A 16,183-nucleotide genomic window follows, 5' to 3' on the forward strand; every position below is an offset into this window, starting at 1 on the left:
GGGGGTGGGGGGGGGGCCTCCCCCCCCCCCCCCCCCCGGGGGGGGGGTGTTACCCCCCCCCGCCACTACCTGCACCAGTTCCACGGCCGGTCGCTGCTGGTGACCGGTATTGGCGTAATCTTCTGCTGTGAATCCGGACGTCGAAGCAGACATCAAGGACCTCTCCGCCACCCTGAGCAGCATCGAGGCGGTGATGGACCTCGATGCCCTGCGTGCCCAGGTCGCGGATCTGGAGGAGCAGGCAGCCCGCCCCGACCTCTGGGACGACCAGGAGAAGGCGCAGAAGGTCACCAGCCAGCTCTCGCACAAGCAGGGTGAGCTGCGCCGCATCACCGGCCTGCGGGAACGCCTCGACGACCTGCCGCTGCTCTACGAGCTCGCGGAGGAGGCCGAGGACGCGGACGCCGCCGCCGACGCGGACACCGACAGGGCGAAGCTGCGCGACGAGATCGCGAGCCTCGAGGTGCGCACACTGCTCTCCGGCGAGTACGACGAGCGCAACGCGCTGGTCACCATCCGCGCCGAAGCCGGTGGCGTCGACGCCGCCGACTTCGCCGAGATGCTCCTGCGCATGTACTCCCGCTGGGCCGAGCGGCACAACTACGGCGTCGAGGTCTTCGACACCTCCTACGCGGAAGAGGCCGGCATCAAGTCCGCCACCTTCCGCGTCACCGCCCCCTACGCCTACGGCACGCTGAGCGTCGAGCAGGGCACCCACCGCCTCGTGCGCATCTCGCCGTTCGACAACCAGGGCCGCCGCCAGACGTCGTTCGCCGGCGTCGAGGTCGTGCCCGTCGTCGAGCAGACCGACCACGTCGAGATCGACGAGAAGGACCTGCGCGTCGACGTGTACCGCTCGTCCGGCCCCGGTGGCCAGGGCGTCAACACGACCGACTCGGCGGTGCGCCTCACGCACATCCCGACCGGCATCGTCGTGTCCTGCCAGAACGAGCGCTCGCAGCTGCAGAACAAGGCCACGGCCATGAACGTCCTGCAGGCGAAGCTGCTCGAACGGCGCCGCCAGGAGGAGCAGGCGAAGATGGACGCGCTCAAGGACTCCGGCTCCAGCTGGGGCAACCAGATGCGCTCCTACGTGCTGCACCCGTACCAGATGGTCAAGGACCTGCGGAACAACCACGAGGTCGGCAACCCGTCCGCGGTGCTCGACGGTGAGATCGACGACTTCCTCGAAGCCGGCATCCGCTGGCGCAAGCAGTCCCAGCAAGCGTGAGCCGCAGCCGCGGTGTGAGCTGAGGCGAAGGGCACGTCCGGGCCGTCCGATGGTCCGAACGTGCCCTTTCGTCCACCGGTTGTGCTGAACCGACCACGCCGTGTGGGGGAGGAGAACCGCCTTTCCGGGGCTGGAAGTTAACCGGAACGGGGGCTTTACCGCGGCCATGGGTAGACTCGCGCCTCGTGATTCGTCTCGAACACGTTTCCAAGGTCTACAAGACCTCCACGCGTCCCGCGCTCGACGACGTGTCCGTCGAGATGGAGAAGGGCGAGTTCGTCTTCCTGATCGGGCCCTCCGGGTCCGGCAAGTCGACGTTCCTGCGCCTGCTGCTGCGCGAAGAGGTGCCGACCAGGGGACGCGTCTACGTCTCCAACTTCGACGTCGCCAAGATGTCGCGGCGCAGGGTCCCCCGCCTGCGCCAGTCCATCGGCTGCGTGTTCCAGGACTTCCGCCTGCTGCCGACGAAGACGGTCGCCGAGAACGTCGCGTTCGCCCTCGAGGTCATCGGCAAGCCCCGCAACACCATCGTCAAGGTGGTGCCGGAGGTGCTGCAGCTGGTCGGCCTCGACGGCAAGGAGGACCGGTTCCCCACCGAGCTCTCCGGTGGTGAGCAGCAGCGCGTCGCGATCGCCCGCGCGTTCGTGAACCGCCCGCTGGTGCTGATCGCCGACGAGCCCACCGGAAACCTGGACCCCGACACGAGCCAGGACATCATGTTGCTGCTGGAGCGGATCAACCGCACCGGCACGACCGTCATCATGGCCACCCACGACCACGGCATCGTCGACTCGATGCGCCGCCGGGTCGTGGAGCTGTCGTACGGCAAGGTCGTCCGTGATGACGCGCGCGGCGTTTACGGCGTCGGCCGCTAAGCGCTCCTAATCCCCGACCCCCCAAGGAACCCCGCCCCCGATGCGTACCAGCTTCGTGTTCAGCGAGGTCGTCACCGGACTTCGCCGGAACGTCACGATGACGATCGCGATGATCCTCACGACCGCCATCTCGCTCGGGCTGCTCGGCGGTGGCCTGCTCGTCGTCCGCATGGTCGACAAGATGCAGGCCAACTACGCGGGCAAGCTCGAGGTCTCGGTCCTGCTGACCAACGACGTCAGCGCCAACGACAAGGACTGCACCCAGCAGCCGTGCGCGGGGCTGAGGTCCCAGCTCGACCAGACCTCCGGCGTCGAGTCCGTGGTGTACCAGAACCGCGACGAGGGCTTCGAGCGCTTCAAGCAGATCTTCGAGGCCCAGCCGGAGCTGCTCAAGCTCGCCCGGCCGGAGGCCATCCCGGCCACGTTCCGGGTGAAGCTCGAAGACCCGGAACGCACCGAGGTCATCAAGAACGCCTTCGAGGGCAAGCCGGGCGTGAAGGGCGTCGACGACCAGGGCAAGTTCCTGGAGCGGTTCTTCGACGGCCTCAACGGCTTCCGCGACGTGGCGCTGATCCTGGCGCTCATCCAGGCGTTCGCGGCACTGCTGCTGATCTCGAACACCATCCAGGTGTCGGCGTTCACCCGCCGCGTCGAGGTCGGCATCATGCGCCTGGTCGGCGCGACCCGCTGGTACACGCAGCTGCCGTTCCTCATCGAGGCGGTCGTCGCGGGCATCATCGGCGCGGTCACCGCGGTCGCCGGCCTGGTGCTGTTCAAGGCGTTCTTCCTCGACCGCATCACCCGCAACCTCACCGAGTCGGGCATCATCCCGCCGGTCGGCTACCTGGACATCCTCATAGTCTCGCCGTGGCTGTTCCTGGTCGCGATCCTCATCTCGGCCACGACCGGCTACGTCACGCTGCGGCTCTACGTGCGGCTTTAAGAGTTTTACCGACCACGTAGAGTTGTCGCCATGGTCAAGGAACGCGGGCAGAAGGTCATCGCGTCGAACCGCAAGGCTCGGCACGACTGGGCCATTCTGGACACCTACGAGGCGGGCATTCAGCTCGTCGGCACCGAGGTGAAGAGCCTGCGCATGGGACGGGCGTCCCTCGTGGACGCCTTCGCCCAGGTCGACGACGGCGAGATCTGGCTGCACGCGCTGCACATCCCGGAGTACGTCGCGGGCACCTGGACGAACCACGAGGTCCGGCGCAAGCGGAAGCTCCTGCTGCACAAGCACGAGATCGAACGGCTGATCGGCAAGACCAAGGAGTCCGGTCTGTCGCTCGTCCCGTTGCAGATGTACTTCAAGGACGGCTACGTCAAGGTCGAGCTCGCCCTCGCCAAGGGCAAGAAGTCCTACGACAAGCGCCAGGACATCGCCAAGCGCGACGCGAACCGTGAGATCGCACGGGCGCACGGGCGGGCGTTGAAGGGCCGCTACTGACGCCGTCCACCACCGCACCGACGAGAACGCCCGGCCCACCGCACCGCGGGAGCCGGGCGTTCCGGCGTTCGCCTCAGCTGTCGAGGTAGGCGAGGACGGCGCGGACCCGCCGGTGCTCGGAGTTCGACGGTTCCAGGCCGAGCTTCGCGAAGATGTTGCCGACGTGCTTCTCCACCGCGCCGTCGGACACCACGAGCGTGCCGGCGATGGCCGTGTTCGACAGGCCCTGCGCCATCAGGCCGAGCACCTCGCGTTCGCGCGGAGTCAACGAGTCGACCGGGCTCTTCTTGCTGCGCACCATGAGCTGCGTGATCACCTCGTGGTCGATGCTCGTGCCGCCGTCGGCGACCCGCCGCACCGCGTCGACGAACTCCTTCACGTCGGCCACCCGTTCCTTCAGCAGATAGCCGACCCCGCTCGCACCGCCCGCGAGGAGCTCGACGGCGTAGCGCTCCTCCACGTACTGCGACAGCACCAGCACCGGCAGCCCGGGATGGCGGCGGCGGCACTCGATGGCCGCGCGCAGCCCCTCGTCGGTGAACGTCGGCGGCATGCGGACGTCCACCACGCACAGGTCGGGCCGGTGCTCGGTCACGGCGTCCAGCAGGTCGGTCCCGTTCTCCACCGCCGCCACGGTGTCGATGCCCTCGTCGGCGAGCAGCCGCTGCACGCCCTCCCTCAGCAGCACCGAGTCCTCGGCGATCACCACGCGCACGGCAACTCCGCTCGAATCACGGTCGGCCCACCAGCGGGGCTGACGACGACAACCACACCGTCGATGGTCGCAGCCCGGTCCGCGAGCCCGGCGAGCCCGCCACCCGGCTTCAGCTCCGCACCGCCCTGACCGTTGTCGGTGACCTCGACCAGCACGCCCGTGTCGATCCGGTTGACCCGCACGGTCGCCCTGGTGCCGGTGGAGTGCTTGGTGATGTTGGTGAGCGCCTCGCCGACGGTGAAGTACGCGGCGCTCTCCACCGCCGTCGGCGGCCGCGGGTCGACGTCCACCTGCAGGTCCACCTCGATCGGCACGCGGGCGGCCAGCGCGGACAGCGCCGCGTCGAGACCGCGGTCGCCGAGCACCGACGGGTAGATGCCGCGTGCCAGGTCCCGCAGCTCCTTGATGGCGAGCTTGGCGTCCGCGTGGGCCTCCGCGATCAGCTCGGCCGCGCCCTCCGGGTCGCTGTCCAGCTTCGACTTCGCCCGGCCCAGCCCCATCGCCACGGCCACGAGCCGCTGCTGCGCGCCGTCGTGCAGGTCGCGTTCGATGCGCCGGCGCTCCGCCTCGGCCGCCTCGACCCCGCGCGCCCGGCTCGACTGCAGCCGTTCCGCCTCGACCGCCAGCTCGTCGGCACGGGTCGGCCCGAGCATGGCGCGGGCGAACCGGCCGTGCAGCGCGCCGAGCGCCTTCGTGCCCATGACCGCGAGCGGGACCAACGCCAGCCCGAGCACCGCGATCGGCAACGCCGAGGCGAACGAGTCGATGGTCCAGAGCTCGCCGACGACGACCGCGAACGGCGCGTAGCTGATCCAGAACGGCACCGCGGCCAACGCCGCCACGACCGTCCAGAGCGTGAGGACCGCGCCGAACTCCAGGACCCCCACCGGCAGCAGGAGCAGCAGGTAACCGAAGTCGCGCCAGGTGGCGGGGTCGGTGAACTGGGCCTTCCACCGCTGCCACAGCGTGCCCGGCTGCCGGGCCCGGTAGGGCACCGGGATGTCCGTGCGCAGCGCCGCACCGACCCACGCCCGTTCCACCGTCGCGCCGGCCCGCACCGCCTGCATCGCGAGCCAGAGGATCGGCAGGCCCACCCACAGCACGGACAGGGAGAACCCGACGACCGTGAGCACGACGGTGAGGGTGAACCAGAAGATGCCGGTCACCAGGTTGGTCAGCAGGTAGAACCCGGCTGCGAGCGCGTTCGGTTTCCTCATGACGTCCATGTTGTCGTTGTCGCTGGTCAGGGACCATGCGGCCAACCAGTCAGCCGGTGGTGGGGACAGCCCTACCTGCCTCGGGAAGAACTCGGTGGCAGCGGCCGTTATGCTAGGTGCACCACGACGAGGGGGTGAACGGTTTCGACTGTGGACGTTGATTCAGGGGAAGCGTGCCGGTGCAGGCGAGAGACCACCGCAAGCGTCATCGCAAACCAATAAGCGCCACGTCTAACGACAAGCGCGCGTTCGCTCTCGCCGCCTGAGGCGAGTAGCAACGCTGTCGGCCTAGGAGTGCCTTCGGCCTAGAGTCCGGCATCAGCTAGAGGGCTTACCTGCAGTCCCGGTCGCGGGGACTGTTCGGGAAACTCACAGCGACTGGGCCCGTCACATCAGCTCGTCCGCGTGACTGATGGGGTCAAGCAGAGGCAGAGCGGACTGCGCACGGAGAAGCCCTGATGAACCGCCACAGGACCCGGGTTCGATTCCCGGCACCTCCACTCGGACGGCGAGTGCTCGTGGAGAGCACTCGCCGTTTCTCGTTCCGGGTGTTCATCTGGGGGGCGACCCCCAGACCCCCGAGCAGTTCGGGCGCTGAGCGCCCTCACGCAAACCCGAGTGCCATCACGCAGGCTCCCGAGCAGGGTCGGCGGTGAGCGGCCTTAGGTCGACAGCGGCAAGACGTCGGAGAGTGTGGACAGGAAGTCCTCGGCATCGAACATTGCGCCGGCCGAGGCGACGCCGGTGACGTGGAAGCGGCCGGTGAGCAGGCGGTCTACCGCCTCCACGGCCAGAGGGGCGCTGACGGCGTAGATGTCGCGGCCTGCGACTGACAAGCGGCGTTCCTCCGAACCTCGGCGTACGCGTACGTCCACCTCGAAGGTTTCCGGTTCGGAGCGGGGAGTGGCGGCGGCCAGGGCCTGGGCCGCGGTGACGGACATGTACGAGGTCACCGACGGGATCGCCAGGTGGCTGGGCACGGTCACGATGTCGGCCATCGAGAACTCACCGACCACCTCCCGCGGCCCGCTGGGGAAGTCCCAGGTCGACGTGGGCGGCGCGGTGTCGTGGTGCTCGAGCCGGCCGTCGCGGAACCGGACCCGCCGACCACCCCGGCGGTCGCGGGAGACCGCACCGGCGGTGAGCGTGCCGGGGGTCGGCTGCCAGCCGCTCAGGCCGTAGGCGACGTGCGCCTCGGACGCGTCGGGCCAGTCCGCCATCGCGGCGGTGACCAGCAGGTCCGCCAAGCCACCGAAGAACGCCATCGCGGGCACGACCGGGACCGCGGCACCGCGGGCGAACGTGTCGGCGTTCGCCTCGATCTCGGCGGCCACGTCCACGTACGGGATGCCGGCGCGTTCGGCGGCGGCGATCAGCGGCAGCGCCGTCACGGCGAACGGACCGGCCGCGTTGACCACCGCGTCCGCACCGGTCAGCGCCCGGTCGAGAGCGGCGGGGTCGTCGGCGGTGGCCTGCGCGCGGCCGAACGGCAGTGGCGTGAAGCCGCGCTTCTCCAGCTCCGCCTGGATGAACCGGCCGGTGAGGCCGGAGGCGCCGTAGACCGCGATGTGGTGTCCCATGACGGCAATTCAAGCCAGGGCGGCGCTCACTGCCCAGTGTCTGGAACGACACGATGCGTACAATTCCGGACATGCTCGCGTTCGCCGTGACCGACGGGATGCTGCACTTCGAGCTGACCGCTACCTACGAGATCTTCACCGCGCCTCAGCTCGGCTACCGGGTGGTCGTCTGCGGTGACGGGCCGGTGCGCGTCGGCCGGTTCACGCTGGAGCCCGACCTGCCGCTCGACCGGCTCCACGAGGCGGACACCGTCATCGTGCCCGCGGTAGCCGACTGGGAGGGGCCGGTCGACCGGCGGCTGATCGAGGCGGTCCGGGTGGCGCACGCGAAGGGCGCGCGGATCGCCTCGCTGTGCACGGGCGCGTTCGTGCTCGCGGAAGCGGGGTTGCTCGACGGGCTCCGCGCCACCACGCACTGGGCGCACGCCGACGAGCTCGCCCGCCGGTACCCGCGGGTGGAGGTCGCACCGGACGTGCTCTACGTCGACAACGGCCAGGTGCTCACCGCGGCGGGCAAGGCGGCGGCGATCGACCTGAGCCTGCACCTGATCCGCCGCGACCACGGTGCGGCGGCGGCGAACACGGCGGCGCGCAGGCTGGTCGTCCCACCGCACCGCGACGGTGGCCAGGCGCAGTTCGTGCTCGCCCCGGTGCCCGCCGAGGAGGGGCACCCGCTGACCGAGCTGTTCGACTGGGCGAGCGAACGGCTCGACCAGGTGCTCACCGTCGAGGACCTGGCCAGGCAGGCCGGTATGAGCTCGCGGCACCTCACCCGGTTGTTCCGCACCGTCACCGGCACCACCCCGTTGCAGTGGCTGCACATGCGGCGGATCCGGCGCGCGCAGGAGCTGCTGGAGCTGACCGACGACAGCGTCGACCTGATCGCGGAGGCGGCGGGGATGGGGACGGCGACGACGTTGCGCCGGCACTTCCACCGCACCGTGGGTGTGCCGCCGGACACATACCGCCGCACGTTCCGGCCGGTGGGTGGCAGGTAGTCCCCGAGCAGGGCGTTATGTTGGCCGGATGAGCAACGGACAGCGCATCGGGGCGCGGGTGTTGCGGCGCAAGCCGATCGACCAGCTGACCCATCCCGGCAGCGAGATGCGGCGCACGCTCGGCGTCGGCCACCTCACCATGATCAGCATCGGCGCGACGCTGGGCACCGGCATCTTCGTCGTCCTCGGCGAGGCCGTGCCGCTGGCGGGACCGGCGATCGTCGTCTCGTTCGTGCTCGCGGGCATCACCGCGTTGTTCTCCGCGCTGTCCTACGCCGAGCTGGCCGGGCTCATCCCGGCGTCCGGCTCCTCCTACTCCTACACCTACGCCACGCTCGGCGAGATCGTCGCCTGGGTCTGCGGCTGGTGCCTCGTGCTGGAGTACGGCGTGTCCGTCGCGGCGGTCGCGGTCGGCTGGGGCCAATACGTCAACGAGTTGCTGCACCTGGTCACCGGGCTGCGGATTCCGGACGCGCTCAGCCAGCCGCCGGGTGACGGCGGGATCGTCAACGTCCCGGCCGTGCTCGTCGTCGTCATCTCGATGCTGGTGCTGCTGGGCGGGGCGCGCGGCAGCGCCCGGACGAACACGATCCTGGTGTACGTGAAGATCGGCGCGCTGGTCATGTTCTGCGCGGTGGCGTTCACGGCGTTGAAGGCGGGCAACCTGCAGCCGCTGTTCCCGCTGGGGCTCGCCGGCATGAGCGCGGGCGCGGCCACCCTGTTCTTCTCCTACATCGGGTTCGACGCCGCCTCCACCGCCGGTGAGGAGGCGGAGAACCCGCAGCGCGACCTGCCGCGCGCGATCATCATCTCGCTCGTCGTGATCACCGCCCTGTACTGCGCCGTCGCGCTTGCCGCCGTCGGCGCCATGCCGTGGCAGGCGTTCGAGGGCACCGAGGCGGCGCTCAGCCGGGTGCTGACCGACAACGTCGACGGCGCCATCTGGCCGATCCTGCTCTCGATCGGCGCCGTGGTGGCGACGACGTCCGTGGTGCTGACCGTCCTCTACGGACAGACGCGCATCCTGTACGCGATGTCGCGCGACGGGCTGGTGCCGTCGATCTTCGCGAAGCTCAGCCCGCGCACCGGGGTGCCGTTCGTCAACACCGTCGTCGTCGGCCTGTTCATCGCGGTGCTCGCCGCGCTCGTGCCGCTGGGGTCGCTGGCCGACGCCACGAGCATCGGCACGTTGTTCGCGTTCGCGCTGGTCAACATCGCCGTGATCATCCTGCGGCGCACCGAGCCCGACCGGCCGCGAAGCTTCCGGGTGCCGTTCTCGCCGGTCACGCCGCTGCTGGGGCTCGCGTTCTGCGTCTACATGATGTTCAGCCTCGGCCTGGACACCTGGGTCGCGTTCCTCGCCTGGATGGCGCTCGGGTTCGTCATCTACTTCGCTTACAGCGTCCGGAAGGCCCGCCTTGAGGTTTCGAGCGATCACTGACGTCCCGGGTATCGCCCGCGTGGCGCGGTACTACGCCGACGTCTGGGAGACGAGCCTCGACGTGCTGTCCACCGAGACGCTGCACTGCATCCGGCACGCGGGCGGCGCGACGATCGGCGCGTTCGACGGCGACGAGCTGGTCGGTGCCACGACCGGGCTGTTCTGCCCGGACGGGTCGGTGTACTCGATGATCGCCGCGGCCCGCCCCGGTGCCGGGCTGCCGTTGAAGCTCGCGCAACGCGACTGGGCGGTCGGCCTGGGCGCGCGGTCAATGCGCTGGACCTACGACCCGCTGGTGGCGCGCAACGCCCGGTTCAACCTGGTGAAGCTCGGCGCCGTCGTCACCGAGTACGCGGTGGACTTCTACGGGCCGATGAACGACGGCGTGAACACCGGTGAGTCCGACCGGCTCACCGTGCGGTGGGACCTGACCGGCGCGCGGGAGCCGCACGAGTCCGAACCGCGCGGCGAGGTCACGGCGACCGCCCCGGACGGCGGGCCGCTGCGGCGCACCGACGGCGACCGGATCTGGTGCCGGGTGCCGGCCGACGTCGTGCGGGTGCGCAAGGAAGCGCCGGAGCAGGCGCAGGAGTGGCGCGCGGCGGTGCGGGACGTGTTCCTGGACGCCTTCGACCGCGGGTACGTCGCGACCTCGATGTCCCGCGACGGCTGGTACGAGCTGGAGGTGGCCGGATGAGGATCGAGCGGGTCGAGCTGCTGCACGTCGCGATCCCGCTGGTGTCGCCGTTCCGCACGTCGTTCGGCACGATGACGACGAAGGACACGTTCCTGCTGCGGGTCGTCACGGACACCGCGGAGGGCTGGTCGGAGTTCGCCGCCGACCCGGAACCGCTGTACTGCTCGGAGTTCGTCGCCGCGGCGGAGCTGGTGCTGGCCGACCACCTCGTGCCCCGCGTGACACCGGAGGTCACCGCCGCCGAGGTCGGGCCGAGGACGCACGCGGTCAAGGGCCACAAGCTCGCCAAGGCCGCGCTGGAGACCGCCGTCCTGGACGCCGAGCTGCGCTCGTTCGGGATGCCGATCGGCACGTTCCTGGGCGCCACCACCGACAGGGTGCCCGCCGGTGTCTCGGTCGGGATCAAGGACTCGGTCCCCGAGCTGCTCGACGACGTCGAGGGCTACCTGGCGGAGGGCTACGCGCGGATCAAGCTCAAGATCGAGCCCGGCTGGGACGTCGACCCGGTCCGCGCGGTCCGCGAGCGCTTCGGCGACGTCCTGCTGCAGGTCGACGCGAACACCGCGTACACCCTCGCCGACGCCGACCACCTGCGCCGGCTCGACGAGTTCGACCTGCTGCTCATCGAACAGCCGCTGGAAGAAGACGACCTCCGCGGCCACGCCCTGCTGGCACAACGGTTCCGCACACCGATCTGCCTCGACGAGTCGATCACCTCGGCCAGGGACGCGGCCACCGCCATCGCGCTCGGCGCGTGCCGGATCGTCAACGTCAAACCCGCCCGCGTCGGCGGCTACCTCGAAGCCCGGCGCATCCACGACGTCGCCGTGGCGAACGGGGTCCCGGTGTGGTGCGGCGGGATGCTGGAGACCGGTGTCGGGCGCGGGCCGAACCTCGCGCTGGCCGCGTTGCCCGGCTTCACGCTGCCCGGTGACGTGTCGGCGTCGCGCCGCTACTTCGCGGAGGACGTGACGGAACCGCTCGAGCTGCGGGACGGGTTCATGCAGGTGCCGAGCGGGCCGGGCATCGGGGTCGAGCCGGTTCGAGAGGTGCTGCGGCGCTTCACCACCGCGACCCGCGTGCTCTACGCCAGGGACTGAAGCTCGCGGGCCAGGTTGCTCCGCGCGGCGGCGCCCCACCGCTGCCGCGCGGGCTCGGTGACGTACAGGTTCTCGCGCTCCAGCAACGCCTTCAGCACCTTCGCCCGGCCCGCGCGCCACGCCGGTTCGTCGTAGCGCGCGTACTCGCGGCGCACGGCCTGCCGGTAGCGCTCGTAGTGCTCGGGCTCGGAACCGAGGATCGCCAGGTCGGCGTCCAGCAGCACGTGCGCCAGCGGGTCGTCGGACGAGTGCGTGATCGTGGCCAGCACCAACGCCTCCACGCGCGTGACGTGCTCCTCCGCCAGCCCCGCGAGGCGTTCGCGGGCCCACAGCGCGCTGGCCCGTTCGTCCTCGCCCGGTCGCCCGTCGTAGATCACGTCGTGCGCGCACGCGGCGAGGGTGAGGACCGCCCGTTCCTCGACGGAGAACGCGAAGGCGTCCGCGAGCTCCGACGAGTCGCGCACGACGGACGCCACGTGGAACGTGTTGTGGTAGGCCCTGTGCGGCTCGGCGTAGCGTTCGACCAGGTCACCCGCGTCCGGTGTGCCGCCCAGTGCCCGGACCGCGTCGTCCCAGATCCGCCTCACCGCGCCAGCTCCTCTTCGACGACGTCCGCGGCGGCGCTGCTGCCGCCCTCTGGCTGGAACTCCGGCAGCGGGAAGATCGCTGTGTGCGCCACGGTCACCTGCTCTTGTCGTAGGGGCGTTCCGGCCAGTGGTGCTTGGGGTAGCGGCCCTTGAGCTCACTGCGCACGCGCAGGTAGCCGTTGCGCCAGAACGACCTGAGGTCGCTGGTCACCGCGGTCGGGCGGCCGGCGGGGGACAGCAGGTGCACGACCACCGGGACGCCCGCGATCTTCGGGGTGTCGGCCCACTTCATCGCGTCCTGGATGCGGACGTGCAGCGCGGGCGTGTCCTGGGTGTAGTCGACCTTGCCCTGCCCGATGCGCTCCGGGGCGAGCTGGTCGAGCTCCGCCGCCTCCGGCCACGGCAGCAGGTTCCGCAGCACCTGCACGGTGTCGATCTTGGCCAGGTCGGAGCGCTTCTTCGCCTTCCCCAGGTCGAGCGATCCGATCAGGCTCTCGTCGTCGACGCTCGGCCAGTCGCGGGTGCGGTGCAGGAACGCCATGCGTTCGCGCAGGCGCTTGGCGGCGTCGGTCCACTTCAGCAGGCCGAGCCCCTCGGCTTCGAGGCCCATGCGCAGTGCCTGCTGCGACTTGGCCAGGTCGTTGAGCGGGCGTTCGTCCAGGGTGATCGCGCCGAGCTTGCGGACGCTGTTCGCGACGACGTCGCGTTCCCACCGGATGTCGTCCTCGGTGTGCACGAGGGCTTGGGCGGCCGTGACGGCGAGCTCCTCGTCGGCGGGCGCGGCGAGGCGGATGCGGCCGTGCTTGCTGCCCGGTTCGCGGTCGGCGATCGCGACCGCCAGCCACTGGGAGTGCGCGTTGTCGTGCTCGACCGCCGTGCCGTTGGCCATCAGGTAGACGGTGCTGTTCTTGGACCGGCGCTTCGCGAGCCGTTCCGGGTAGGCGAGGGCGACCACGAGGGCGGGATCGCCGTTGCCGTGCGGGTTCGTGCCGAGCTTTTCGAGCTTCTTGGCCTCCTGGCGCCACTTTCCCGGGGCTTTGAGGGCGGTCGCCAGGTCGGTCGTGCTCGGGTGGGAGCTGTCGTCGAGCAGCGCCACGACCTCGGCGGCGGTCCGGTTGCCCGCGAGCGCGCTGCCGTCGATCAACGCCCGGCCCAGGCGCGGGTGCAGGCCGGCGCTCGCGATGCGGTCCCGGCGCTCGGTGTCCTCCAGCGCGCCGATGGAGTGCAACGTCTCCTGGGCGGCCTTCAGCGCACCCTCCGGCGGGGCGTCCCACCAGTTCAGGCCGGAGCCGTCCGGGGTGCCCCACACCGCCAGTTCCAGCGCGAGCCGGGTCAGGTCGGCGGTGCGGATCTCCGGTTCGGGGTAGCGGGGGAGCGTCGAATGCTCGTGCTCCGGCCAGCAGCGGTAGACCCGGCCGGGAGCCTCACGCCCGGCGCGACCGGCGCGTTGGTCGGCGACGGCCTGCGACACCCGGATCGTGGCGAGACCGGCGAGACCGCGGCGGTGGTCGACGCGGGGGACGCGGGCCAGCCCCGCGTCGACCACGGCGCGGACGCCGGGGACGGTCAGGCTGGACTCGGCGATGCTGGTGGCGAGCACGACCCGTTGCCGCGGACCCGGTGTGAGGGCGGCGTCCTGGACCGCTGCCTTGAGCTGGCCGTGCAAGATCACCGTGTCGGCGTTCAGCAGGCTCGCGGTGCGGTTGATCTCGCGCACGCCGGGCAGGAACGCGAGCACGTCACCATCCACTTCGGACAATGCTCTGTTGATCGCGCGTGCGACGGTGTTCTCGATGCGCTCGTTGCGGTTCGGCGGGACGTAGGTGATCGCCGTGTCGAACGTGCGGGCAGCGGTGTGCAGGACGGGTGCGTTGCCGAGCAGGTCCGCGAGCCGTTGGGCGGCAACGGTCGCGGACGTGGCGAGCAGCTTCAGGTCCGGCCGCAGGCCCGCCTTGGCGTCCAGCAGCAGCGCGAGCAGCAGGTCGGCGTCGAGGTGGCGTTCGTGGACCTCGTCGAGCAGCACCGTGCCGACGCCGGTGAGCTCCTGGTCGTGCTGCAGGCGGCGGACGAGCAGGCCGCTGGTCACGACCTCGATGCGGGTGTGCCTGCTGGTCTTGCGGTCACCGCGGACCGAGTAGCCGACGGTGTGGCCGACCGGTTCGCCCAGCAGGCTCGCCATGCGCGCGGCGGCGGCGCGGGCGGCGATGCGGCGCGGCTCGGCGACGACGACCTTGCCGGGCAGGGCGAGCGGCACCAGCGTGGTCTTGCCGGTGCCCGGCGGTGCGACGAGGACCGCCGACCCGTGGTCCTCCAGCGTGCGCAGGAGCTCGGGCAGGACGGACTTCACCGGGAGATCGGGCAGGTGCACGTTCCTGAGTGTGTCAGGGTGGTGGCATGGTGCTGTTGGGTGTGGTGTCCGGAGTGCTGTCCGCACTGCGATCCGCGCGGAACGTGGCGCAGTGGAAGCACGTGCCGATGGTGTCGGAGTCCTCGAAGACCGCCTCCGTGCTGGCCGTGGTCCCCGCGCGCGACGAGGAGGCCACCCTCCCGTCGCTGCTGCCCGGCCTGGTCGGACAGCCGGGGGTGCGCGTGGTGGTCGTGGACGACGCCTCCGCGGATGCGACCGCGAAGGTCGCGCTCGCGCACGGCGCCGAGGTCGTCACGTCGCCGGGACCGCCCTCCGGGTGGGCGGGCAAGGTGCACGCGATGCACCTGGGCGCGCAGGCCGTGCGGGACGAGGAGTGGCTGCTGTTCGTCGACGCGGACATGACCTGCGCACCTGACCTCATTGGCCGGCTCGTGGCCACGGCGTCCGAGCTGGGCGCGGACCTGATCTCGTCGTCCGGGCGGGGGACCGGGCCGGCGTGGTGGTTCCTGCTGCCCGCGTTCAACACGCTGGTGTTCGAGGGCTCGCCGCCGGACGGCAAGGGCCCGACGGCGCTCGCGGTCGGGCACTGCGTCCTCGTGCGGCGGCCCGCGTTCGAGAAGGCCGGTGGCTGGGAGGCGCTGGCCGGGAACCACGCGGACGACGTCGGCATGGCGACGCTGATCAGGGACACCGGCGGGTTCGTGCGGTTCGTCGACGCGTCGGCACTGCTCACGACCTCGGGCCTGGACACGTTCGGGGACACCTGGCGGTCGCTGCGCAAGAGCATCCAGCCGGCGTTCCGCGACATGTTCGGGACGCGGGCACGGCCGCTGCTGGCCGCCGCCGGGCTGCTGCACCTCGCGTACGGGCTGGTCCCGGTGCTGCGGTGGCGCTCGCCGTGGTCGTGGCTCGCCTGGGCCGCGCAGGCCGCGTCGCACCGCGAGTTCGTGAAGCGCGTCGGGCAGCCGGAGGCCTCCGCCGTGCTGGCGCCGCTGGCATGGGCGACGATCGGGGTGTTCCTGCTGGACTGTGCGCTGCGACCCGGCGCGAGGTGGAAGGACCGCCGCGTTGGTTGACCCGTTGCGCGACCCGGACGACCCGGACCTGCTCGACCCGTACCAGTCGCGGTCGCTCGCGATCCTCGTCGAGGGCGCGCGGCTCGCGTCCGGTGCCGTCCGGTACGGCAAGGTCGGGCGGGTCGGCTGCGCCGCCGTCGTGATCAATCGGGAGAACCCGCTGCCCACCGGCAACTTCGGCTGCGCGCTCGACGGGTCCTCGGTGGAGGTCGCCTCGACGCTGCTGCGGCTGGAGCAGACGTTCGCGGACGTCGGGCGGGCCGAGGCCGTGGTCTACGCGTCACCGACGACAGTGGACGAGATCGAGGGCATCGCCGACGACTCCGGCTGGTACGCGGTCGAGGAGCTGCAGACCGTGGTGCACCGCGGCCGTGCCGTCGTCGCCGAGGGGGTGCGGCGGGCGGAGGACGCGGACCTGCCGGGGATCGTCGAGCTGCTGTCCGACGAGCTGGTGGGCAACCGGGCGCGGCTGCAGAAGTGGCTCGGCCACCGGCTGGACGACCCGCGGTGCCTGCTGCTGGTCGTGGACGACGGCGAGCGGATCGGCGGGTTCGCCTCCGGCTTCGCCGAGCGCGGCGTGGGCCTGGTCGAGCAGTGCGTGGTGCGACCGGCCCGTCGCCGCCGGGGCGTGGGGCGGTCGCTGGTGGTCTCCGCGGTCGCCGCGCTGCGCTCGGCCGGTGCGGCGCTGGTGGCCTCCCAGGTCGACGAGGGTCCGGGGGAGCGCTTCGCCGAGGCGTGCGGGTTCGTCGCGATGTATCCCGTGACGGCATACGTACGCAGGGTGGATGAGCTGCTCGATTGAAGTGTTCAGTTGCCGCGTGACATATCCTTAGCAGGGCTAAGGGAGG

The 16,183-nt window shown here is 70.9% G+C and carries 15 protein-coding genes and 1 other RNA gene; 11 read left to right on the forward strand and 5 right to left on the reverse strand.

Annotated elements, in window-relative coordinates; genetic code table 11:
• The first annotated feature begins 127 nt into the window (after positions 1-127).
• From prfB to smpB, 4 genes are all read left to right on the forward strand, one after another.
• Positions 128-1,231, forward strand: a complete 1,104-nt coding sequence (gene prfB, locus AB0A63_RS32300) for a peptide chain release factor 2 (RefSeq protein WP_360397890.1) — start codon at positions 128-130, stop codon at positions 1,229-1,231.
• Positions 1,232-1,416: 185 nt separating this feature from the next.
• Complete coding sequence (gene ftsE, locus AB0A63_RS32305) at positions 1,417-2,106, forward strand: cell division ATP-binding protein FtsE (protein WP_030470385.1); 690 nt, start codon at positions 1,417-1,419, stop codon at positions 2,104-2,106.
• 40 nt (positions 2,107-2,146) lie between these two features.
• The gene (gene ftsX, locus AB0A63_RS32310; RefSeq protein WP_360397892.1) at positions 2,147-3,049 is read left to right on the forward strand and encodes a permease-like cell division protein FtsX; all 903 of its coding nucleotides are present in this window, start codon (positions 2,147-2,149) and stop codon (positions 3,047-3,049) included.
• 30 nt (positions 3,050-3,079) lie between these two features.
• Positions 3,080-3,556 (forward strand): SsrA-binding protein SmpB, encoded by a 477-nt coding sequence (gene smpB / locus AB0A63_RS32315; protein WP_360397894.1) that lies wholly within the window; start codon positions 3,080-3,082, stop codon positions 3,554-3,556.
• A 73-nt stretch (positions 3,557-3,629) separates the two neighbouring features.
• Here smpB and AB0A63_RS32320 read toward each other — a convergent pair whose 3' ends face one another.
• On the reverse strand, positions 3,630-4,271 hold the full coding sequence (locus tag AB0A63_RS32320; RefSeq protein WP_360397896.1) for a response regulator transcription factor: 642 nt from the start codon (positions 4,269-4,271) through the stop codon (positions 3,630-3,632).
• A complete protein-coding gene (locus AB0A63_RS32325; protein WP_360397898.1) occupies positions 4,259-5,488 on the reverse strand; it encodes a sensor domain-containing protein in 1,230 nt (409 codons plus the stop codon). The genes AB0A63_RS32320 and AB0A63_RS32325 overlap by 13 nt, the downstream gene beginning before the upstream one ends.
• Positions 5,489-5,618: 130 nt before the next feature.
• On the opposite strand from AB0A63_RS32325, the gene ssrA reads away from it, so the two are divergent.
• Positions 5,619-5,991, forward strand: a transfer-messenger RNA (tmRNA) gene (gene ssrA, locus AB0A63_RS32330).
• Between the two features lie 159 nt (positions 5,992-6,150).
• Here the strand turns inward: ssrA and AB0A63_RS32335 are convergent.
• Positions 6,151-7,068 (reverse strand): saccharopine dehydrogenase NADP-binding domain-containing protein, encoded by a 918-nt coding sequence (locus AB0A63_RS32335; protein WP_360397900.1) that lies wholly within the window; start codon positions 7,066-7,068, stop codon positions 6,151-6,153.
• A gap of 53 nt (positions 7,069-7,121) precedes the next feature.
• On the opposite strand from AB0A63_RS32335, the gene AB0A63_RS32340 reads away from it, so the two are divergent.
• From AB0A63_RS32340 to menC, 4 genes are read left to right on the forward strand one after another with little or no spacing between them, the layout of a single operon-like run.
• Positions 7,122-8,066, forward strand: a complete 945-nt coding sequence (locus AB0A63_RS32340; RefSeq protein WP_360397902.1) for a helix-turn-helix domain-containing protein — start codon at positions 7,122-7,124, stop codon at positions 8,064-8,066.
• Positions 8,067-8,094: 28 nt separating this feature from the next.
• On the forward strand, positions 8,095-9,507 hold the full coding sequence (locus AB0A63_RS32345) for an amino acid permease (RefSeq protein ID WP_360397904.1): 1,413 nt from the start codon (positions 8,095-8,097) through the stop codon (positions 9,505-9,507).
• A 19-nt stretch (positions 9,508-9,526) separates the two neighbouring features.
• A complete protein-coding gene (locus tag AB0A63_RS32350; RefSeq protein WP_360397906.1) occupies positions 9,527-10,204 on the forward strand; it encodes a hypothetical protein in 678 nt (225 codons plus the stop codon).
• Positions 10,201-11,304, forward strand: coding sequence for an o-succinylbenzoate synthase (gene menC / locus AB0A63_RS32355; RefSeq protein ID WP_360397908.1), 1,104 nt, complete (start codon positions 10,201-10,203; stop codon positions 11,302-11,304). The genes AB0A63_RS32350 and menC overlap by 4 nt, the downstream gene beginning before the upstream one ends.
• On the opposite strand, the gene AB0A63_RS32360 is transcribed toward menC, so the two are convergent.
• Positions 11,289-11,891 (reverse strand): hypothetical protein, encoded by a 603-nt coding sequence (locus AB0A63_RS32360; protein ID WP_360397910.1) that lies wholly within the window; start codon positions 11,889-11,891, stop codon positions 11,289-11,291. The genes menC and AB0A63_RS32360 overlap by 16 nt on opposite strands.
• A 94-nt stretch (positions 11,892-11,985) precedes the next feature.
• A complete protein-coding gene (gene hrpB / locus AB0A63_RS32365; RefSeq protein WP_360397912.1) occupies positions 11,986-14,259 on the reverse strand; it encodes an ATP-dependent helicase HrpB in 2,274 nt (757 codons plus the stop codon).
• A gap of 26 nt (positions 14,260-14,285) precedes the next feature.
• Between hrpB and AB0A63_RS32370 the strand changes: the two genes are divergently transcribed.
• Positions 14,286-15,335 carry a glycosyltransferase family 2 protein gene (locus AB0A63_RS32370; protein WP_360397914.1) on the forward strand — a complete coding sequence of 350 codons (1,050 nt, stop codon included), beginning with the start codon at positions 14,286-14,288 and terminating at the stop codon, positions 15,333-15,335.
• Positions 15,328-16,137: a GNAT family N-acetyltransferase gene (locus AB0A63_RS32375; RefSeq protein WP_360397916.1), complete on the forward strand. Its 810-nt coding sequence runs from the start codon at positions 15,328-15,330 to the stop codon at positions 16,135-16,137. Before AB0A63_RS32370 ends, AB0A63_RS32375 begins: the two co-directional genes overlap by 8 nt.
• Positions 16,138-16,183 lie beyond the last annotated feature (46 nt).

The sequence above is a fragment of the Lentzea sp. NPDC042327 genome, from assembly GCF_040647275.1.
Lineage (GTDB): Bacteria > Actinomycetota > Actinomycetes > Mycobacteriales > Pseudonocardiaceae > Lentzea.